We start from the raw sequence: 20,207 nt of genomic DNA, 5'->3' as shown, positions 1-20,207 counted from the left end.
AGAATGGGATTGCTCGACGGCCGCGTGGTCATCGTGACGGGTGCAGGTGGCGGAATCGGCAGGGCGCACGCGCTGGCGTTCGCCGCCGAAGGAGCGCGGGTGGTGGTCAACGACATCGGCGTCGGCCTGGACGGATCGCCGGCCGGTGGCGGCAGCGCCGCGCAGAACGTGGTCGACGAGATCACCGCAGCCGGTGGCGAAGCCGTGACCAGTGGCGCCAACGTCGCCGACTGGGCGCAGGCCGAGGGTTTGATCCAGACCGCGGTGGACGCGTTCGGCGGCCTCGACGTGCTGGTGAACAACGCCGGCATCGTGCGGGACCGGATGTTCGCCAACACCAGCGAAGAGGAGTTCGACGCCGTCACCGCGGTGCACCTGAAGGGGCACTTCGCGACGATGAAGCACGCCGCCGCGTACTGGCGGGCCCGTTCCAAAGCCGGCGAGACGGTGGACGCGCGCATCATCAACACCAGTTCCGGTGCGGGACTTCAGGGCAGCGTGGGGCAGGCCAACTACAGTGCCGCCAAGGCAGGGATCGCGGCGCTGACTCTGGTCGCCGCTGCCGAGATGGGCCGCTACGGCGTCAGCGTCAACGCGATCGCGCCGTCGGCACGCACCCGGATGACCGAGACGGTGTTCGCAGACATGATGGCCACCCAGGGCGACGAATTCGATTCCATGGCGCCCGAGAACGTTTCACCACTGGTGGTGTGGCTGGGCAGCGTCGAGTCCCGCGACGTGACCGGGAACGTGTTCGAGGTCGAGGGCGGCAAGATCCGCGTCGCCGAAGGTTGGGCGCACGGGCCGGAGATCGACAAGGGCGCACGGTGGGATCCCGCCGAACTGGGCCCGGTGGTCAACGACCTGCTGGCAAAGGCGCGCAAACCGGTGCCGGTCTACGGCGCCTGACCCTTACCGTCCGTCGAACATCCGGTCGGCCACCAACTGCGCGAGGTCACGAAGCGTGGTCACATGGCCCGATGTCCAATTGCGGGGGGCGGTATCCCACACGCACAGCGTGCCGATGGCGTGCTGGTCGGCGTTGACCAGCGGTATGCCCAGATAGGACACCACGGTGCCGTCGGTGACCGCCGGGTTGTACTTCAGCACCGGATCGACGCGGGCGTCGGCAATCACCAGGGGCTGACCCGACGCGACCGCATACTGGCACAGCGACCGGTCGATCGAGGTCTCCCGGACATCGGGTGACTCACCGGGCGAGCCGTGCATGCTGACGAAGAACTGGCGGTTCCGGTCCACCAGCGAGACAGCCGCGCCCGGTGCTGCCAGTGCGGTGGCGGCCATATCGGCGATCCGGTCGTACACCTTGTCCGGCGGGGCGTCGAGCAGGCCGGTGGCGTACAGCGCCCTGAGACGCTCCGGATCGCCGACCACCGCCTGTGGCCCGTGAGGCTGCTCGGTCAGCAGGACTGCGCCGTCGGCGAGGTGATCCAGCAAATCCACGCGATCGCCGTTCTGGCGGGTGACGTCGCCCATCAGTCGCGCCGCGACCGCTTGGGCGATGTAGGCCTCGACCGACTGGCCCGCCTTCGCCGACTGCTCGACGAGCAATCGGTTGAGCCAGTCATCGAAACCGGGAAGTGAGATCACCCGCCAACGATAGTCGAGCGGAGAGATTTGCGGGTTCGTTGTTTGGATAGCCGAGACGGCGGTCGGGATGCGTCGCGACTCCGAATCGGCGCGGTTCGTCAGCAAACAGCTCGCGAACTGGGTTTCGCAGGTAGCATCGGCTTCCGGTCCTTGCCTTGGGACGGACATCTGCGCTACGGGGGACCCACACGAATGCAGTCGGCACCGGACCCGGACTCATCCCTGCGGTTCGCATTCTTGACCGAGCTCTACCATCCCAGCGTCGGGGGCCAGGAGGTCTTCTTTCAGGAACTGGCCGAGGAGATGGTCCGACGTGGACACCGGGTCGATGTCCACTGCATCGGCCACTCCACCGGGCTTGCCCACGTGGAGGTGATGAACGGTGTCAGCGTCCACCGGCGCCCGAACGGCGGCCGCTACAAGGCACCCAGAGTCGCTGCGCTCAGGCGGAACTGGTCCGACATCGCGAAATACTCTGCGAGAGTTCGGCGGCTCGCGTCGAACGACCGATATGACTTCTTCCTGTTGAACCAGTGGCCGCTTCTGCACATCCCGGCGCTACCCGGATCGGTGAGATCACGCAGCGCTGTGCATTGGTGCGAGATCCGGGAGGGCCCGCTGCCGCGGCTGCTGCAGGCACAGCTACCGAAGCTTGTGGGCATGAACTTCGCGGTCAGCGAGGCGGTTTCGGAAGTCATAAATCAGCAGTCCGGTCGAGAGTGCGGTGTATTACCCAGCGGTGTCGAATCGGCGCGTTACCGACGCCGCCCGCGCGCGGAGCGCTCCGGCGTGCTGTACGTCGGACGATTGGCGCCGCACAAGAATCTGCCTCTGCTCATCGACGCCTTCGGCATCGCCGCCCAGCGCGGCTTCGACGGGGACCTGGTTATCGCCGGGGACGGGCCATCACGCGCGGACGTCGAGAACTACGCCCGGCACTCTGGATTCGCCGAGCGGGTCCACGTCCTGGGTTCTGTCGACGAGACGCAGAAGATCGATCTGCTGGCGCACTCGGCGGTGATGGCGATGCCCAGTCGCAGGGAAGGGTTCCCGCGCGTGATCGCCGAGGCAATGGCCAGCGGCCTGCCGGTCGTCACAGCGGATTTCGCCGAGAACGGCGCACGTGACGTCGTCAAGCAGTACGGCGTCGGCATCGTCTGCGGCACCGACCCCGCCGATTTCGCCGAGGGACTGCACGCAGCCGAATCGCAGTGGGACGGCTACTCCGAAGCCGGCGCCTTCGGTGTCCGGGCACTGGACTGGTCGCACATCGCCACGACACTCGAAACTCACGCCCGCGCGGTCGCGGGACACAGATAGCCGGACAGTATGGAACGGGTTGGGGGAGTACGCATGCGCATCATGGTCACGGGTGGAGCAGGCTTCGTCGGCAAGGAACTGGTGCGAAATCTGCGCGACAGGTCGGAGCTGCTGGTTGCGGACATGTTGCGTTACGGCACGCCTGACTGGCTGGTCGGTGAACCGGAGGGATTCGCATTCCGGCACCTTGACATTCGCGATGCCGCAGCGACCCGATCGCTGATCGCAGAGTTCGCTCCTGACGTGATCGTGCACCTCGCGGCGATCCACTACATTCCCGAATGCGACAACGATCCCGCGAACGCGGTCGCGACCAACGTGACCGGCACGGTCAACCTACTGGCCGCCTGCCCGGAGGGCACCCGCTTCGTGTTCGCCAGCAGTGGTGCGGTCTATCAGCCGGACGAAGCGGCGCACCGCGAGCTCGAGTCGAAGGTCGCCCCTGTGGACGTTTACGGCCACACCAAGCAGCACGGCGAGGACTACGTGCGCATGGTGGCTGCCAACCGCGGGCTCGCCGGCGTGATAGTGCGTCTTTTCAACGTCATCGGGCCGGGGGAGACGAACCCGCACCTGCTGCCCGCGATCGTTGCGCAACTGCGAGACGATCCGGAGTCGATCGCTCTCGGGAACACATGGCCCAAGCGTGACTACATCGACGTGCTCGACGCGGCGGGAGGTTTCGCCGCCGCAGCGCTCGGCGCGTCGCCGGGTCCGGGCAGCTGCGAGGTGGTCAATCTCGCCAGCGGGCAGCAGTATTCGGTCGACGACATCGTCGAGCGGATGAAGTCGGTGCTGGGCCTCGATTTCGAGGTACGTCAGGACAAGAGTCGGATGCGAGCCGTAGACCGGCCCTTCCTCGGTGCGGACATCACCCGCATACGGGACGTCTTCGGGTGGGGCCCGATGCATGGGCTCGACGAGACGCTCAAACGTATGTGGGACAACCCGGACTTCCTACCCGAGTTGAAAGGGCGCCTGACCTAGCGATGACGGGCCGCGAGCGCATCGACCTTCTCTTCGACGCCCGGCACATCCGCCAGAGCGGTATCGGCACGTACATCGCAACCCTGCTGCCGCATTTGGAGCAGACATTCGCCGGCCGTGGGATGTCGCTGGCTGTCCTTGTCGCCGAACATGCCACACCTGTGCTGCGGGATTCCACGTCGGTCGTGGTCGAGCGGGGCGTGGCGCCCATGTATTCCCTTGCCGAACAGCAGGTCTGGAATCGAGCGCTCGGTGACGTCGGCCCGCGCGGCTTTTGGGTCCCCCACTATCCTTTCCCGCTTGCCGCGTTACGCCGTGCCAATCGGTCGACGCAACTGTTCGTTACCGTGCACGACATGCTCCACGTGACCCCACGCGACGTCAGCGGTCAGAACGCTGCACGACGGGCATATGCCCGCGCCATGCTCAAGCTGGGTGTGCGCAGGTGCCGCAGGATCTTCACCCCGTCGCAGGCCACAGCGTCAGGTTTGAGGCGGATGGCGCCGAAAGCACCCGTGATGGTGACACCCATCCCGGTGGGCGACGAGTGGTTCTCGCCCGTCGACCCGGCGCTCTGCCCGGTAGCCGGTCGGTACGTTCTCTATGTGGGGAATGCCAAATGGCACAAGAACCTACCGTCGTTGTTGGAGGCGTATTCGGCGGTCGCGCCAGGTATTCCGCACAACCTTGTGATCGCGGGCAGCGGGGAGGCTCTGCGCGGCGGGGATGAGCGCGTCACCGAGTTGGCCGCCCGGCAAGGCGATCGTGTTTCGGTGATGGGGCGGCTAGATTTCGATGTCCTGCGTTCGCTGGTCGCATCCGCAGACCTGCTGGTGATGCCGTCGCTGCACGAGGGAGCCGGTCTCCCACCGATCGAGGCGATGGCCTCGCACACGGCGGTGCTGGCCTCGGACATACCGGCGTTGCGAGAGACGTGCGGTGACGGCGCGGAGTACTTCGACCCCCGCAGTCAGCGGGAGCTGGCGGATCTTCTGCACAGGTACTGCCTCGACGACAGCGCCCGGGCTGACCTGGCGGCACGCGGTTGGAGACATGTCATCGCCCGCCAGTCGGGTATCTCCGCCGGCTCCGCAGCGGAAGCGGTGGCAGTCGAGCTCTCTTAACGCAGAACGGTTTTCACGGAGGGCGAAGGGTCGGCAGACGGATCGGCGGCGGTGCCGGTCGACGGCATTTTCCGGGCGGGATGGATCGGACGGAATCGAAGCCACAGTGTTTCGATGCCGATACCGGCCAGAATGAATAGGTATGGCTCCAGATGCATCCGGTAGCGGGCATGCACCGAGGTCACCGCATACGCCACCGTGAGGAGACCCAGCGCGGTGGCATAGATCGCGGCGGGAGCCGCACGGACACTGCGTCGTCGACGCCACGCTGTGATCAGACCGGGAATCACGAGGAGGTTCACTGCCAACCACGGCAGGAGGTAGGTGACGCTGGCCGTGGTCGATGTGTCCGTCCAGTCGTACCCCCAGAGCAACACCACTTTGGTGGCTGTCAGCTGCAGAAGGCGCAGCGGCGAGGCATTCTGCACGTCATCCTTGACCGCCTGCATGTAGGCGTCCTGGAGGTGGGTCTCATACGATTCCCCGTGAGGCACCGACGCTGCGATCGCAACGAGTTCATCCCGAGCGGGAGTTTGCATCGCCTCCGATTGACTGCCGGAGCCGATGGTGTGGGCGTTGAACCCTTTCCAGAGGTTGTATCCCATGCTTTGTGCGGTCGGAATGAACCGACCGAACTCTTCGTGATTGCGCACCGTCCAGGGTGCCAGGGTCAGCACCAACGCCAACGCCCCTGCCACACCTATCGTGAGGAACACCGAGGCCCGCCGCCGCCAGGCAGCGCCCAGGGCGATCAGGATTGGGCCGATCACCAGCATCTCCGTGCGGTTCAGGGCTGCCAGCCCGCACAGGAAGCCGCCTGATGCGCCATAGAGGACGGGACTGCCCCCCTGCGCCAGTTTCAACGCGACGGCGGTGATGCCGAGGAGGAACAGCGCTGCCCAGTTCGTCTGGTGGTAGGTGGCAGTGACGAAAACAAAAGTGGGATACGTGGCGACGAGCATGGCCGCCGCGAACGCGGCACAACGAGAAGGCCAGAGTTTGAGTGACAGGTGGAAGACGAGCGCCACGCAACCCAGCGCGGCCGCAGTGTTTGCGCCGAGCCAGACTGCCCGTGCCAGCGATCCATCGCCGAAGGTCTGAAAGAGCGCCAACCAGAAGTAGCTGAGCATGGGCGGCATGTATGCCGATGGGTAACTGGCGCCGCCTCCCGGTGAGTAATACGTGCACAGCTGTCCGCCGTTCTCCAACGCGCACAGCGCCTGCTCGCCGTACTCCCAGATGTTGGCGTTACGCGAGATATCACCAGTGAGCAGAATTGCCGCGACGCGCAACACCAGCGCGACACCGAGCGCCGCCATCAGCAATCGCCGCGTATCAAGGGAAGTCGTGGTGCGTGTGAGGGTGCTCCAGGTCATCGCAGCACTGCTCGATGGTCGGTGTCGTTGGAAAGAGGCCGTCCCAGCACGCCCTCGGTCCGACCGACCAACAGTGCGAAAGCCTCACCCGGACCGAACTTCTCCGGTTTACGCAGCGGCATCAGCGCGGCGGCGATCAGGTGAGCAGCCTTGTACCAGAGCGGGTAGCGCCAGGTGCGCAGGACGTACCCGGCGCCGCGCCCGTAGCTGCGCTGTTTTCTGCGTCGCTCATGCGGTGCCAGATGGGCGAATTCGGTCTGGGCCTGGATGACGATGTCGCCGACCCACTCGATCGAGAAGTCGTCGCGTTCGGACATCCGCAACAGCAGGTCCGGACCTTCACCGGATTGCCAGGGGGAGTCGGCGCCCGAGCCAAGCACCGGATTGAATCCGCCGACCGCCAGAAAAGGACCGCGCCGGAGAAGGGTCGCCGGCTCCATGGCGCCCCAGACGGTGCGGCGGGTCAGCTTCGTGCCGGGGGCTGGAAGCGGGTGGCGTGGACCCTCGCGGTCGGCCAGCTGGACGGCGACGGCGGTCGTCGATGCCACGCAGTGGCGGGACACCCGCTCAAGGAAATTCGCGTCGACGCGACTGGTGTCGTTGGGGAACCAGAGCCAGTCGACGTCTTCGCCGAGCGCGGTGGCCGCAGCGTTGCGACCGTTCGAGATGCCACGCGCACTGATGACGGTACGGATTTGCAGAACTCCGGCGAAAGACGCAACCAACGCTGCGAGTGCGCCGGCGTCGGCAGGCTCGTGGTGGGCGATGGCCACCGCGCACGGCGGGCACGTCTGCGAGGCCAAATCGTCCAGCAGTTCCCGCAACGAGACCCATCTGCCCACCGTGGTGATGGCGACGCCGATGCGTACCCGGGCCGGATCCGGTGTGCTCGCCCCCATACGCCGGAGCTTAGTGGACGAGTTTGCCGGGCGGCGGCCGATGACGTCTCAGGCGGGGTCGCAGATCAGGACCGGGATCTTGCGGTCGGTGTAGGTCCGGTAGTTGGCGAAGTCCGGGTAGATCGAATCCAGTTTGGGCCAGTACTCGTCGCGTTCGGCGTCGGTGGCCTCCCGCGCGATCAGCTTCAGCTTCTCGTTCTTGATCTGGAACGTCACCTGAGGGTTGGCCTTGATGTTCAGGTACCACATCGGATTCGTCGCCCGTCCGCCCTGAGACGCGACCAGCACGACGCGGTTCCCCTCGCGCAGGAAGAGCAGCGGGCTCTCCCGCGGCTGTCCCGATTTGCGGCCGATGGTGGTCAGGATGCCGACCGGGGGAGGCGCCGAGAACCGGTTGGATCCGCCACGCCAGTTGTAGCCGATCCGCCCGCCGGTGGCCTTGTAGGCCAACGTGTTGAGCTTGGACATCCACTTGATGCCGACGCCGACGGCCTTGGAGTTGAGGCCTTCGACCTGCTTGGGGCTCAGTGGCTTGGGGACTTTGGCCATGGCGGGGGATCCTATCGGCTCAGGAAGGGGCGGATCGAGGCGTTGATGCGGTGGATCTGCGCTCGCCCGGACGGATCCTCGGCGGGGATCAGGAATGTCTCGTCGATCCGCGCCCCGACGCTGCGCCCGGCCAGCGCGGGTTTGGTCGACAGCTCGAACCGGGCGCGGACGGTGTCACCGTCGACGCTGAACTCCGGCGCACTCACCGCCTTGATCACCTTGTACTGCAATCCCCGGTTGAGGCTGCGGCGCAGGTGGTTTCCGGAGAAGCCGGTCTTCAGCCCGACCTCCACGCGCGTGCATCCAGGCGCGAACGGGACGTCGTCGGCCCGGTGGCTGGCCAGCGCGGTGATGTAGGCCTGCGCGGCGTCGATGCGGTCCTTATCGGGGACGGGCACTAGATGCGTTCGATGATGGTGCCGGTGGACAGGGCGCCGCCTGCGCACATGGTGATCAGTGCGGTGCCCTTGCCGGTACGTTCCAGCTCGTGCAGCGCGGTGGTGATCAAGCGGGCGCCGGTGGAGCCCACCGGATGTCCGAGCGCGATCGCGCCGCCGTTGACGTTGACCTTGTCCATGTCGGCCCCGTGCACCTGAGCCCAGGACAGCACCACCGACGCGAAGGCCTCGTTGATCTCGACCAGGTCGATGTCGCCGAGCTTCATCCCGGCCTTCTCCAGCACCTTGGCCGTCGACTGAACCGGGCCGTCGAGGTGGTAGAACGTCTCCGCGCCGACGTTGGCCTGCGCCACGATCCTGGCCCGCGGCTTCAGGCCGAGTGCCTTCGCCTTGTCTTCGTCCATCCACAGCACCGCGGCCGCGCCGTCGGAGATCTGCGAGGAGGTGCCCGCGGTGTGCACGCCACCCTCGATCACCGGCTTCAGTGAGGCCAGGCCCTCGGCGGTGGTGTCCCGCAGGCCCTGATCACGGGTGACCGGCGCCCACTCGTCGGTGGGGCGCTTGTTCTCGTCGAGCACCGGTGCCGAGATCGGCGAAATCTCCCGGTCGAAGCGTCCCTCGGCCCAGGCCTGCTTGGCCTTCGCCTGCGAGGCCAGCCCGAGCGCGTCCACGTCGTCGCGGGTGATCCCGCGCCGCTTGGCGATCCGTTCCGCGGCCTCGAACTGGTTCGGCATGTCGATGTCCCATGACGAGGCGCGGATGATGCTCCGGTCCGGCCCGGCGTTGGCGCCCAGCCCGACGCGGCTCATCGCCTCGATGCCGCAGGCGATGCCGATGTCGATGGCGCCGGTGGCGATCAGCCCGGCGACGAGGTGATTGGCCTGCTGGGCGCTGCCGCACTGGCAGTCGATCGTGGTGGCGCCGACATGCTCGGGCAACCCGGCGGTCAGCCAGCCCACCCGGGTGATGTTGTTGGACTGCTCGCCGTACTGCGTGACACAGCCGCCGATGAGCTGCTCGACGTCCCCGGCGTCGATGCCGGCCTTCTCGACGAGCGCCTTCTGCACCGCTCCCAACAGTTCGGTGGCGTGCAGGCCGGACAACCAGCCGTTGCGCTTTCCGATGGGGCTGCGGGTGGCTTCGACGATGACAGGGTTACCCATTGCGTCAGGCTAGAACACGTTTCATTAGTCTGACAAGCAGTGATGCCGCCGTGCCTTTCATCTGCGGTGGAGGCATGTTTTACTGGCACTAGAACACGTTGCAATTGAGGAGTGCTTTCCTATGCCCGGCCCGAACTCATGTCCGATCAGCCCCGACTTCGACTTCCTCGACGCGACCTTGAACCTCGAGCGTCTGCCGGTCGAGGAACTCGCCGAACTGCGCAAGTCCGAGCCTATCCACTGGGTCGATGTGCCCGGCGGAACGGGCGGCTTCGGTGACAAGGGCTACTGGCTCGTCACCAAGCACGCCGACGTCAAGGAGGTGTCCAAGCGCAACGACATCTTCGGCAGCTCCCCCGACGGGGCGATCCCGGTCTGGCCGCAGGACATGACCCGTGACGCGATCGACCTGCAGAAGGCGGTCCTGCTGAACATGGACGCCCCGCAGCACACCCGTCTCCGCAAGATCATCTCGCGTGGATTCACCCCGCGCGCCGTCGGACGGCTCGAAGAAGAACTGCGCCAGCGCGCACAGAAGATCGCCGAGACCGCCGCTTCCGAGGGTTCCGGCGACTTCGTCGAGCAGGTGTCCTGCGAGCTGCCGCTGCAGGCCATCGCCGAATTGCTCGGCGTCCCGCAGGACGATCGCGACAAGCTCTTCCGCTGGTCCAACGAGATGACCGCAGGCGAGGATCCGGAGTACGCCGACGTCGATCCGGCGATGTCCTCGTTCGAGCTGATCACCTACGCGATGAAGATGGCAGAGGAGCGGGCCGCCAACCCGACCGAAGACATCGTCACCAAGCTGATCGAGGCCGATATCGACGGTGAGAAGCTCTCCGACGACGAGTTCGGCTTCTTCGTGGTGATGCTCGCGGTGGCCGGCAACGAGACCACCCGCAACTCGATCACCCACGGCATGATCGCGTTCGCGCAGAACCCCGACCAGTGGGAGCTGTACAAGAAGGAACGCCCCGAGACCGCCGCCGACGAGATCGTCCGGTGGGCCACCCCGGTGTCGGCCTTCCAGCGCACGGCCCTCGAAGACACCGAACTCGGTGGCGTCCAGATCAAGAAGGGCGATCGCGTCGTCATGTCGTACCGCTCGGCGAACTTCGACGAAGAGGTCTTCGAGCACGCCGACAAGTTCGACATCCTGCGTAACCCCAACCCGCACGTCGGATTCGGTGGGACCGGTGCGCACTACTGCATCGGCGCGAACCTGGCCAAGATGACCATCAACCTCATCTTCAACGCCGTCGCCGACCACATGCCCGACCTCAAGCCGATCGGTGAGCCGGAACGGCTGAAGTCCGGCTGGCTCAACGGGATCAAGCACTGGCAGGTTGACTACACCGGCGCCGGCGAGCTGGCCAATGCACCCAGTGGATGTCCGGTCTCTCAGTAGGCACGAAGACTCAAGGAGGAGTCGGGTGGATTTCAGTCCAGACGAGGGGCAGCAGGCTGTCGCCGATGTGGTCACCTCGGTGCTCGAGCGCGACAACACCTGGGAGGCCCTGGTTTCCGGCGGCGTGCCGGCGTTGGGCGTTCCGGAGCGCCTCGGTGGCGACGGCGTCGGCCTCGCCGAGATCGCGACCGCGCTGACCGAGATCGGCAGGCGCGGCACGATCAGTCCGGCGCTCGCCACGCTCGGGACGACCGCGGTCCTGCTCGATCTCGCCTCGGACGCGCAGCAGGACCGTTACCTGGCCGGCGTGGCGAAGGATGCGGTCCTCACGGTGGCGCTCAACGAGCCCGGCGCGCAATTGCCGGACAGGCCCGCCGTCACGCTGGCGGCGGGCAAGCTCAACGGCATCAAGACCGTGGTCGGCTATGCCGCACAGGCTGATTGGATCCTGGTGACCGCCGACGGCGGTGTCGTGATGGTGCCCGGCGACGCCGCTGGTCTGACGGTGACCAAGACGCCGACAGCCAACGGCTCGGATGAGTATGTGCTGACCTTCGCCGACGTCGCCGTCGCCGAGGACGACGTGCTCGACAGGGCGACCGCGCAGCGGGTCAACCAGCTGGCGCTGGCCGCGGTCGGCGCGTTCGCCGCCGGTTTGGTCGCCGGGGCGCTGCGGCTGACCGCCGACTACGTCGCCACCCGCGAACAGTTCGGCCGGCCGCTGTCGACGTTCCAGACGGTCGCCGCGCAACTCTCGGAGGTCTACATCGCCTCGCGGACGATGTCTCTGCTGTCCACCTCGGTGATGTGGCGGCTGAGCGAGGGTCTCGACGTCGAGGAGGACCTCACGGTCCTGGGCTACTGGTTGACCTCGCAGGCGCCGCCGGCGATGCGGCTCTGTCATCACCTGCACGGCGGTATGGGGATGGACATCACCTACCCGATGGACCGCTACTACTCGTCGATCAAAGACCTGACCCGGCTGCTGGGCGGTCCTTCACACCGTCTGGATCTGGTGGGGGCCGGCTTGGGCGAGCGAAGCGACGGGAAGTAACGATGTACATCGAACTGACGCCGGAACAGCGGAAGCTGCAAGCCGAACTGCGGGAATACTTTTCGACGCTCATCACTGCCGATGAGGCCGCCGCGATGGAGTCCGACCGGCACAACGAGGCCTACCGCGCGGTGATCAAGCGGATGGGTTCGGACGGCAAGCTCGGGGTGGGCTGGCCCAAGGAGTACGGCGGCCTGGGTTTCGGTCCCGTGGAACAGCAGATCTTCGTCAACGAGGCCAACCGGGCCGACGTGCCGCTGCCGATGGTGACACTGCAGACCGTGGGCCCGACGCTCCAGGTGCACGGCACCGAGGAACAGAAGAAGAAGTTTCTTCCCGGAATCCTCTCGGGTGACGTGCATTTCGCCATCGGTTACTCCGAACCTGAAGCGGGAACCGATCTGGCGTCGCTGCGGACCACCGCGGTCAGGCATGGCGATGAATACGTGGTCAACGGCCAGAAGATGTGGACCACCGGCGCCCATGACGCCGATTACATCTGGCTGGCCTGCCGCACCGACCCTGAGGCCGCCAAGCACAAGGGCATCTCGATTCTGATCGTCGACACCAAGGATCCGGGCTACTCGTGGACCCCGATCATTCTGTCGGACGGGGCACACCACACCAACGCGTCGTACTACAACGACGTGCGCGTACCCGCCGACATGCTCGTCGGCGAGGAGAACGGTGGCTGGAAGCTGATCACCACCCAGCTCAACCACGAGCGGGTGGGTCTCGGTCCCGCCGGCCGGATCGCCGGGATCTACGACCAGGTGCACGCGTGGGCGTCCAAGCCCGGCTCGGACGGCGTGACCCCGGTCGAGCACGACGACGTCAAGCGGTTGCTCGGTCAGATCAAGGCGATCTGGCGGGTCAACGAGTTGCTCAACTGGCAGGTCGCGGCGTCGGGCGAGACCATCGCGGTCGCGGATGCGGCTGCCACCAAGGTGTTCTCGACCGAACGCATCCAGGAAGTCGGCCGGCTGGCCGAGGAGATCGTCGGCAGGTACGGCAACCCGGCGGACCAGGCTACCGCCGAGTTGTTGGACTGGCTGGACAAGATGACCAAGCGCAACCTGGTCATCACGTTCGGTGGAGGTGTCAACGAGGTGATGCGGGAGATGATCGCGGCGTCGGGGCTGAAGGTCCCGAGGGTGCCGCGATGAGCGCTTGCGCGAAGAGGAGACAGCTGCGATGAGCGCTTGCGCGAAGAGGAGACTATCGCGATGAGCGCAGAGTTGCAGGCCGGTATCGAAGAGATCAAGGCGACGGGGAAGAGCGAACCGCGCACGGGTCGGGATCCGGTGAACCAGCCGATGATTCACCACTGGGTCGACGCCATCGGTGACAAGAATCCGATCTACGTCGACGAGGAAGCCGCCAGGGCCGCAGGGCATCCCGGTATCGTGGCGCCGCCGGCGATGATCCAGGTGTGGACGATGGGTGGGCTCGGTCAGGGTCGCTCCGACGACGATCCGTTGTCGAAGATGATGCAGCTGTTCGACGACGCAGGCTTTGTCGGCGTGGTCGCGACCAACTGCGAGCAGACCTACCACCGCTACCTCCAACCGGGTGAGGAACTGACCATCCACGCCGACATCACCGACGTGGTGGGCCCCAAGCAGACCGCTCTCGGTGAGGGTTACTTCATCAATCAGCTCATCACCTGGACAGTCGCCGGCGGGGAACCGGTAGCCGAGATGAACTGGCGCATCATGAAGTTCAGGCCGCGGGAGGCTGCTGCCGAGGACAAGCCGGCGGTGCCGGACGACCTCGACGCGGACAAGCTCATGCGACCGGCCTCGTCAAAGGACACCCGGTTCTTCTGGGAGGGTGTCGCCGCCCACGAGCTGCGCATCCAGCGCCGCCCCGACGGTACGCTGCAGCACCCGCCTGTGCCCGCGGTGTGGCAGGGCAAAGACGCTCCGGTCGACTACGTTGTGGCAGCGGGCAACGGCACGGTGTACAGCTTCGTCGTGCACCACGCGCCGAAGGTGCCCGGCCGCAGCCTGCCGTTCGTGATCGCCCTCGTCGAGCTGGAGGAGGGTGTACGGATGCTCGGCGAGCTGCGTGGAATCGACCCCGCCGAAGTGCAGATCGGAATGCCCGTGCGCGCAACATATATCGACTTCCCGGACAGCGAGGTCAGCCCCGCCTGGACGCTGTACGCGTGGGAGCCGGTCCGGTGACCGCGCCCACCCTGGAGGTCGGTGCCACGCTGCCCGAGCTGAAGATCTACGGCGACCCGACGTTCATCGTCTCCACGGCCATCGCGACCCGCGATTACCAGGACGTGCACCACGACCGGGACAAGGCGCAGGCCAAGGGGTCCAAGGACATCTTCGTCAACATCCTGACCGACACCGGTCTGGTGCAGCGCTACCTCACCGACTGGGCCGGGCCGTCGGCGCGGATCAAGTCGATCGGCCTGCGCCTGGGCGTGCCGTGGTATGCCTACGACACCATCACGTTCACCGGTGAGGTCACCGCCGTCGACGACGGTGTCGCCACCGTGAAGGTGGTCGGCGCCAACAGCCTGGGCAATCACGTCATCGCCACGGCGACACTTTCTCTGGAGGCAGACTCATGACCGGCCTTTCCGGCAAGGCCGCGATCGTCGGTATCGGGGCGACCGACTTCTCCAAGAACTCCGGACGCAGCGAGCTGCGGCTCGCGGCCGAAGCGGTTCTCGACGCGCTGGACGAACGCCGGCCTGACGCCGGCGGATGTCGACGGTCTGGTGACGTTCACCATGGACTCGAACCTGGAGACGGCAGTGGCCCGTTCCACCGGGATCGGTGACCTGAAGTTCTTCAGCCAGATCGGCTACGGCGGCGGGGCCGCAGCCGCGACCGTGCAGCAGGCGGCCCTGGCCGTCGCGACCGGCGTGGCCGAAGTGGTCGTCGCCTATCGGGCGTTCAACGAGCGCTCCGAGCACCGGTTCGGTCAGGTGATGACCGGCCTGACGGTGAACGCCGACTCGCGCGGTGTCGAGTACAGCTGGTCGTACCCGCACGGGCTGAGCACGCCGGCCGCGTCGGTGGCGATGATCGCCCAGCGCTATATGCACGAGTACGGCGCCACCAGTGCCGACTTCGGGGCGATCGCGGTGGCCGACCGCAAGCACGCCGCGAAGAACCCGAACGCGTACTTCTACGAGAAGCCGATCACCATCGAGGACCACCAGAACTCCCGGTGGATCGCCGAACCGCTGCGGCTGCTGGACTGCTGTCAGGAGACCGACGGCGGAGTCGCGATCGTCGTGACGACGCCGGAGCGGGCCAGGGACCTCAAGCACCGGCCCGCGGTCATCGAGGCCGCCGCGCAGGGAGCAGGCGCGGACCAGTTCACCATGTACTCGTACTACCGCGAGGAACTCGGCCTTCCCGAGATGGGACTGGTCGGCCGCCAACTGTGGGAGCAGAGTGGTTTGTCGCCCGCGGACATCCAGACCGCGGTGCTCTACGACCACTTCACGCCGTACACCCTGATCCAGCTCGAGGAGCTCGGATTCTGCGGCAAGGGCGAAGCCAAGGACTTCATCGCCGACGGCGCGATCGAGATCGGTGGCAAGCTCCCGATCAACACGCACGGGGGCCAGCTCGGCGAGGCCTACATCCACGGGATGAACGGCATCGCCGAGGGAGTTCGCCAATTGCGCGGCACATCGGTGAACCAGGTGCCCGATGTCGAGCATGTGCTGGTCACGGCGGGCACCGGCGTGCCGACGTCAGGACTCATCCTGGGCTGACGCGATTGCCCAGCAAACTTGAAAACCATCGAACCGGACCTTGCCATAGCTCTTGGGCCAGTTCTGGAGCGAGTTCGCAGCCCCCGGTAGCCGAACAAACCTTGGGAAGCCGTCATCGTCCTGTTTGACCAGAAGATTCGCTTCTGACGCGCCGACCTCGGATAACTGTATGTGTTTGCGGGAGCCAGTAGACCTCAGCTAATTGACTCCGCGAGGATCGCGGTATCGTGCCGCTCTTCGCGCTTGACGGCGTTTCTAGCAAACGAGCATAATTATCTCTACCGTCAGCGGCGATTGTCAGGATGGGGCTTCCCGTTGAGTGAGCCGTCCGCCTCCCCGTAGTGCGCGTGTCCTTACAGAGCGGGGTCGGACGATGAGTCAGTGGGCTAACACCGTTGGCAGCTACGGCGAGACTCAACACAGCGCGGCTACCGCACGCTACAGACTGACAGAGGCGATCGCCGAAAGCGTGTGTCCGGCAGACCATGCCGCCGCAGGAGCGGAAGCTGCAGCCGTGTTGGACTTCGCCCGGCCGGCCATTCTCGAAGGAGGCCGCGTACCCCTGGCGGGGACGCAGCTTCTGGTGGTCGACGACTCCACACTCCAACGCGAGAACCTGGCGACTCTCTTACGCGAACGCGGCGCTGATCGCGTTGCGGTCGCGTGGGACATTCCCTCGGCCCTCGCGGCCATGACGGAGACCGGACCCCAGGTGATTCTGCTCAGCGTGACCACGCGCGACAGCCAGGCGCTGCTCCGTGCCGTACGAGGATCTCGTCCACTGTCCAAAGTGGTGGCCGTATGTGTCGCGGAGGATGACGAAGCAGGGATCATCGTGTGCGCAGAGGCGGGTGTGTCCGGGTATCACCTCAGGTCCGACTCCCTCGACGATCTACTCTCCGTGATCGCCCGCGTCGCCGGCGGGCAGTCGGCCTGCCCGCCGGGGATCTCAGCAATTCTGATGCGACGACTGTCGACCGTGGCGTCGCACCGGGCCGGTCCGACGAATCTGGATCTGACGGTACGCGAACAGGAGATTCTGCGGATGCTTGAGCAGGGCCTGAGCAACCGGGAGATCGCGAACGCGCTGTGCATCGCCCTGCACACCGTGAAAAACCACGTCCACAGCGTGTTGGGCAAGCTCGGTGTCCGCTCGCGAGCAGAGGCTGCAGCGTACTTCCGTGCCGCGAGACCGGCGCCAGTCCAGGTAGGAACTAGGCAAGGTTCAGAACCGAAGATCGCTCTATCGGTCCATATACGTCGAGCCTGCGGACAGTTGATAGTGGAAGAGTCAGGGATGAGATGGCGCGGGCCGGGTGCGCACGTGCCGGGTGGCTGACGCCCTTCGTCTCCCCCGCGGTCGATCAGGAGGGGATCACATGTCGGACCGACGAGATTCGTTCGCCTGTGCCACACCGAAACACCCGGTGGGAATGATGGTCAAACAACAAACCCGCGGTTCCCGAGCGGTGATGGCCGCTGTCGTGGCAGGCGGCCTGGCGTTTAGCGCCTCACTGTATCCAACGCCCGACGAGGTGCCGATGTTCGGCCTCCTCGACATACCCGCCATCAACCGCGCGCTCGGTCACCCTGTCCGCGTGGATTCGGTCGCAGTCGAACGCACCGCCAACCCGCATGAGATCGGCATCGCGGACTTGTTGGAGGTGGCCAGGATCCTTGCGCAGTATCCGAACATCCTGCCGATGGACGCGTTGATGACTCCGTCGAATATGTCCGGACTGCGCGAGGTCCTGGCAGGGGCCGGCATGGCGTCAGCGCCTGCCGATGTGGTTGCCTTCCACTCGGCCATGTTCGGTGGCGGCGGGGGAGGGGGCGGTGGGGGTGGAGCCGCGGCGGCGCCCAGCTCGCTGTCGGATTGGCTGCAGTACCTGAACTTCTTGTTGCACCAATTACCTTCTGAGATGCTCAACGAAATCTCGGGCGTACTGAATCGGATGATGCCTGCCTTCGTGGATCCCGCGACAGTTCCACGATGGGTGGCGTCGCTGGATGCAATGGCCGTGACGTTGCCGCCCGCCGCACCGCCGGCGCATGCGCCCGCATCAGGGTTCCACTCGCTGGCGCCCGGTCCGTCGGGACCCCTGGGCCCGTACACGTTCGAGGCGCCACCGCCACCACCGCCACCGCCACCGCCACCGCCGCCGCCGCCACCGCCACCGCCGCCGCCGCCACCGCCGCCGCCGCCACCGCCCAACGAGACCTACACTCCGCCTACCCACTCGGAGATTCCTACGCAGACGCCGACTGAAGCGCCGCCGACTTACCTACCCGAACCCACCTTCCCCTCGCCGGAACCGACCGAGCCGAGCATTCCTGCTGAACCGCCGGGCACACCGGATCCGGGTCACTGGCCAGACTTCGAGCAAGAACCGCCCGATCTCGAGACCGGCGGGGGTGAAGCTGAGAATCCTTCTGGCGGACCATCTGAGGGCGGCGGTAGCCCGTCGCCCGGTACACCAGGAGGCAGCGGCGACGGCTCGCACTCCGAGAATGGTGGCGATACGTCCGGCGACAACAGCGGCGGCAATGGCCCATCGCCCGGTGGTGGCGGCAACGGCGGCGGAGAATCGGGGTCCCCGGGGAACGACAATTCATCATCCGGCGATTCGCCGAGTGGTTGAGCCGCCATGCCGTACCGAACGTGGTGGGTATGACGGGGCAATTAACCCACGCTGAGCAGTGGAAGGTCCCCGACGGGAACGTCCTGATCATCGATGACTGCACTCTGTACCGCGAGGCGTTGGCATCGGCCCTGACCGGAAAGGGAATGCGAGGTGTCCGCACTGCCGGTGACCTGCCGTCATTGATAAGTGCGTTGAGCGCACTACCGCCGCTTGTGATTCTGCTGAACCTGGCCACTGTCGGGCTTCAGGCCATCCTGCGCGCGATCAAAGGCGTGACCCCACGGGTGCCGGTGATCGCGATCGGTGCATCCCTGGACGACGAGGGCGCCCTCATGGCGTGCGCGGAGGCGAAGGTGGCGGCTTACCATATGAGAGCCGATAGCCTGGCTGGTCTTTTCACACTCATTCACGAGGCCATGAATGGCGAAGTCACCTGTCCCCCTGAGGTTTCAGCCATCCTGTTCCGCATTCAGGTGATGGCTGTCCGTCCGCGCCGGCCGGTTGTCAGGGATGCGGGCCTCACATCGCGGGAGATCCAGATCCTCAAGCTGCTCAGACTGGGCTGCTCGAATCAGGAAATTGCCACGCAACTGTCCATTGCGATCCATACGGTGAAAAGTCACGTACACAGCCTGTTGACAAAGCTCGGTGTCAGTACCCGAGCCGAGGCTGCGGCGCTGTCACACAACTTCGATCTGGATCGAGGACCACATGACGGGACCAGATCGGGATCTAGTCGAAATTGGTCCTGAAGGCCCATGTACGTCGGCGGCGCTGGCACCGATAGTTATGGTGCCTCGGGTGAAATGGCCGCAAGTCGTATTCCCCACCGGCAGTGAACTAAACACTCTGTCACCGAGCGGTTCTCATCTCTACATCCGCTGCGGTGGCGAGTCCATACCGGGGGAGCGAAATGTCGGAATGCCGAGTCGACGAGACGGATGATTTCGAACCCCTGTCACCGGAGCGCGTGATGCACTCGGTGATCGACCTGGCCGTGGGCGACGAACTGTCCGAAATCGCCGACGGCTACCGCAATGGCGATCGTGGGCGGGGTAACGGGCCGGAACTTCTGCGCAAGACGGACGTTCTGATCGTTGACGACTGCACGCTCTACCGTGAGTGTCTGGTGGGGGTTCTCGCCGGCCGCATTGGTGCTGCGGCTACGGGGGTGGCTGCGGATCTGGCATCTGTCATCACCGAGATGGAAGTGTTGAGACCCCGCGTGATCCTGCTCAACATCGCAACGCACGAAAGCGTGATGTTGCTGAGGCAGGTGCTCCGATACCGTCCCGACGCCAGCCTGGTCGTCATCGGCGTCTCCGAGGACGACGATGCCGCCATCGTCGAGTGCGCCGAAGCAGGTGTCGCCGGATATCACCTTCGCACCGACTCCCTCGAAGATCTTGTCAATCTGATTCAGACGGTTGCTGCGGGCGAATCCGCGTGCTCGTCCCGGGTGTCGGGCGTTTTGCTCAGGCGACTATCGGAGCTCGCGGCTCAACGCCAGCCGGCGGCCAGGGAGGTTGTCCTGACTACGCGGGAGATCGAGATCCTGCGGATGCTTGAGGCGGGGATGGCAAACCGGGAGATCGCCGACAAGCTGTGTATCGCGGTTCACACGGTGAAGAACCACGTGCACAGCATCTTGACGAAGCTCGGTGTGAGTACGCGCGAACAGGCGGCTGCGTTGGCCCGCAACATGAGCGCGACAGACTGGCCACGGCGGGACTAGTCCCCGGTCTGGTCCCGGGTGCACAGCGTAAATCGCTCTCTTGGCCCATTTACCAACGACTTTGCGGAATGGATAGTGAGAACGTGTTTGCGGGGGAAGCTCAAGAAGTCGTCCAAGGGGTGCTGACGATCGCACGCCCGTCGACGTGGGGAACGCGGTTCTGCACGCGCGAGTACCGAGTCGCGCG

Annotated in this window: 19 protein-coding genes and 1 pseudogene; 14 read left to right on the top strand and 6 right to left on the bottom strand. The window is 65.7% G+C overall.

From position 1 onward, the window contains the following. Window positions 1–3: 3 nt before the first annotated feature. A complete protein-coding gene (locus C6A87_RS24910) occupies window positions 4–909 on the top strand; it encodes an SDR family oxidoreductase (RefSeq protein ID WP_311114691.1) in 906 nt (301 codons plus the stop codon). Between the two features lie 3 nt (window positions 910–912). Here the strand turns inward: C6A87_RS24910 and C6A87_RS24905 are convergent, their stop codons facing one another. Then, window positions 913–1,611 carry a GAF domain-containing protein gene (locus tag C6A87_RS24905; protein ID WP_311114690.1) on the bottom strand — a complete coding sequence of 233 codons (699 nt, stop codon included), beginning with the start codon at window positions 1,609–1,611 and terminating at the stop codon, window positions 913–915. Between the two features lie 237 nt (window positions 1,612–1,848). On the opposite strand from C6A87_RS24905, the gene C6A87_RS24900 reads away from it, so the two are divergent. Genes C6A87_RS24900 through C6A87_RS24890 form a run of 3 tightly spaced genes read left to right on the top strand, consistent with a single transcriptional unit; the run spans window position 1,849 to window position 5,042 of the window. Continuing rightward, window positions 1,849–2,931, top strand: coding sequence for a glycosyltransferase family 4 protein (locus C6A87_RS24900; RefSeq protein WP_311114689.1), 1,083 nt, complete (start codon window positions 1,849–1,851; stop codon window positions 2,929–2,931). A gap of 33 nt (window positions 2,932–2,964) precedes the next feature. Then, window positions 2,965–3,918, top strand: coding sequence for an NAD-dependent epimerase/dehydratase family protein (locus C6A87_RS24895; RefSeq protein WP_311114688.1), 954 nt, complete (start codon window positions 2,965–2,967; stop codon window positions 3,916–3,918). A gap of 2 nt (window positions 3,919–3,920) precedes the next feature. Continuing rightward, window positions 3,921–5,042 (top strand): glycosyltransferase family 1 protein, encoded by a 1,122-nt coding sequence (locus C6A87_RS24890; protein ID WP_311114687.1) that lies wholly within the window; start codon window positions 3,921–3,923, stop codon window positions 5,040–5,042. Here C6A87_RS24890 and C6A87_RS24885 read toward each other — a convergent pair. The 5 genes from C6A87_RS24885 to C6A87_RS24865 form a co-directional block, all read right to left on the bottom strand. Continuing rightward, a complete protein-coding gene (locus C6A87_RS24885; RefSeq protein ID WP_311114686.1) occupies window positions 5,039–6,418 on the bottom strand; it encodes a hypothetical protein in 1,380 nt (459 codons plus the stop codon). The two genes, C6A87_RS24890 and C6A87_RS24885, sit on opposite strands and share 4 nt — an antisense overlap. Then, entirely contained in the window at window positions 6,415–7,191 is a 777-nt protein-coding gene (locus C6A87_RS24880; protein ID WP_311114685.1) for a glycosyltransferase, read from the bottom strand. Before C6A87_RS24880 ends, C6A87_RS24885 begins: the two co-directional genes overlap by 4 nt. A 174-nt stretch (window positions 7,192–7,365) precedes the next feature. After that, complete coding sequence (locus C6A87_RS24875) at window positions 7,366–7,866, bottom strand: nitroreductase family deazaflavin-dependent oxidoreductase (protein ID WP_311114684.1); 501 nt, start codon at window positions 7,864–7,866, stop codon at window positions 7,366–7,368. An 11-nt stretch (window positions 7,867–7,877) separates the two neighbouring features. Continuing rightward, complete coding sequence (locus tag C6A87_RS24870) at window positions 7,878–8,264, bottom strand: hypothetical protein (protein WP_311114683.1); 387 nt, start codon at window positions 8,262–8,264, stop codon at window positions 7,878–7,880. Continuing rightward, window positions 8,264–9,427, bottom strand: coding sequence for a steroid 3-ketoacyl-CoA thiolase (locus tag C6A87_RS24865; RefSeq protein ID WP_311114682.1), 1,164 nt, complete (start codon window positions 9,425–9,427; stop codon window positions 8,264–8,266). The genes C6A87_RS24870 and C6A87_RS24865 overlap by 1 nt, the downstream gene beginning before the upstream one ends. Window positions 9,428–9,548: 121 nt before the next feature. Here C6A87_RS24865 and C6A87_RS24860 point away from each other — a divergent pair, with 121 nt between their 5' ends. The 10 genes and pseudogenes from C6A87_RS24860 (at window position 9,549) to C6A87_RS24815 (ending at window position 20,020) form a co-directional block, all read left to right on the top strand. Then, window positions 9,549–10,835 carry a cytochrome P450 gene (locus C6A87_RS24860; RefSeq protein ID WP_311114681.1) on the top strand — a complete coding sequence of 429 codons (1,287 nt, stop codon included), beginning with the start codon at window positions 9,549–9,551 and terminating at the stop codon, window positions 10,833–10,835. Between the two features lie 25 nt (window positions 10,836–10,860). Continuing rightward, window positions 10,861–11,889, top strand: a complete 1,029-nt coding sequence (locus C6A87_RS24855; RefSeq protein WP_311114680.1) for an acyl-CoA dehydrogenase family protein — start codon at window positions 10,861–10,863, stop codon at window positions 11,887–11,889. A 2-nt stretch (window positions 11,890–11,891) separates the two neighbouring features. Beyond that, complete coding sequence (gene fadE29, locus C6A87_RS24850) at window positions 11,892–13,055, top strand: acyl-CoA dehydrogenase FadE29 (protein ID WP_311114679.1); 1,164 nt, start codon at window positions 11,892–11,894, stop codon at window positions 13,053–13,055. Window positions 13,056–13,115: 60 nt separating this feature from the next. Further along, window positions 13,116–14,078, top strand: coding sequence for a bifunctional MaoC family dehydratase N-terminal/OB-fold nucleic acid binding domain-containing protein (locus tag C6A87_RS24845; RefSeq protein ID WP_311114678.1), 963 nt, complete (start codon window positions 13,116–13,118; stop codon window positions 14,076–14,078). Next, the gene (locus C6A87_RS24840; RefSeq protein ID WP_311114677.1) at window positions 14,075–14,479 is read left to right on the top strand and encodes a MaoC family dehydratase; all 405 of its coding nucleotides are present in this window, start codon (window positions 14,075–14,077) and stop codon (window positions 14,477–14,479) included. Before C6A87_RS24845 ends, C6A87_RS24840 begins: the two co-directional genes overlap by 4 nt. After that, window positions 14,476–15,640 (top strand): annotated as a pseudogene (locus C6A87_RS24835) (lipid-transfer protein). Before C6A87_RS24840 ends, C6A87_RS24835 begins: the two are co-directional and overlap by 4 nt. A gap of 514 nt (window positions 15,641–16,154) precedes the next feature. Further along, window positions 16,155–16,979 (top strand): response regulator transcription factor, encoded by an 825-nt coding sequence (locus C6A87_RS24830; RefSeq protein ID WP_311114676.1) that lies wholly within the window; start codon window positions 16,155–16,157, stop codon window positions 16,977–16,979. Window positions 16,980–17,073: 94 nt separating this feature from the next. After that, window positions 17,074–18,282: a hypothetical protein gene (locus tag C6A87_RS24825; RefSeq protein WP_311114675.1), complete on the top strand. Its 1,209-nt coding sequence runs from the start codon at window positions 17,074–17,076 to the stop codon at window positions 18,280–18,282. Window positions 18,283–18,311: 29 nt separating this feature from the next. Further along, a complete protein-coding gene (locus tag C6A87_RS24820; RefSeq protein ID WP_311114674.1) occupies window positions 18,312–19,037 on the top strand; it encodes a response regulator transcription factor in 726 nt (241 codons plus the stop codon). 221 nt (window positions 19,038–19,258) lie between these two features. Beyond that, window positions 19,259–20,020 (top strand): response regulator transcription factor, encoded by a 762-nt coding sequence (locus C6A87_RS24815; RefSeq protein WP_311114673.1) that lies wholly within the window; start codon window positions 19,259–19,261, stop codon window positions 20,018–20,020. The last annotated feature ends 187 nt before the right edge of the window (window positions 20,021–20,207 follow it).

The organism is Mycobacterium sp. ITM-2016-00317 (assembly GCF_002968295.1).
In the GTDB taxonomy this organism is placed as follows: Bacteria; Actinomycetota; Actinomycetes; order Mycobacteriales; family Mycobacteriaceae; genus Mycobacterium.
The sequence above is the reverse complement of the archived record's forward strand: the minus strand, read 5'-3'. Positions and strand labels throughout refer to the sequence as shown.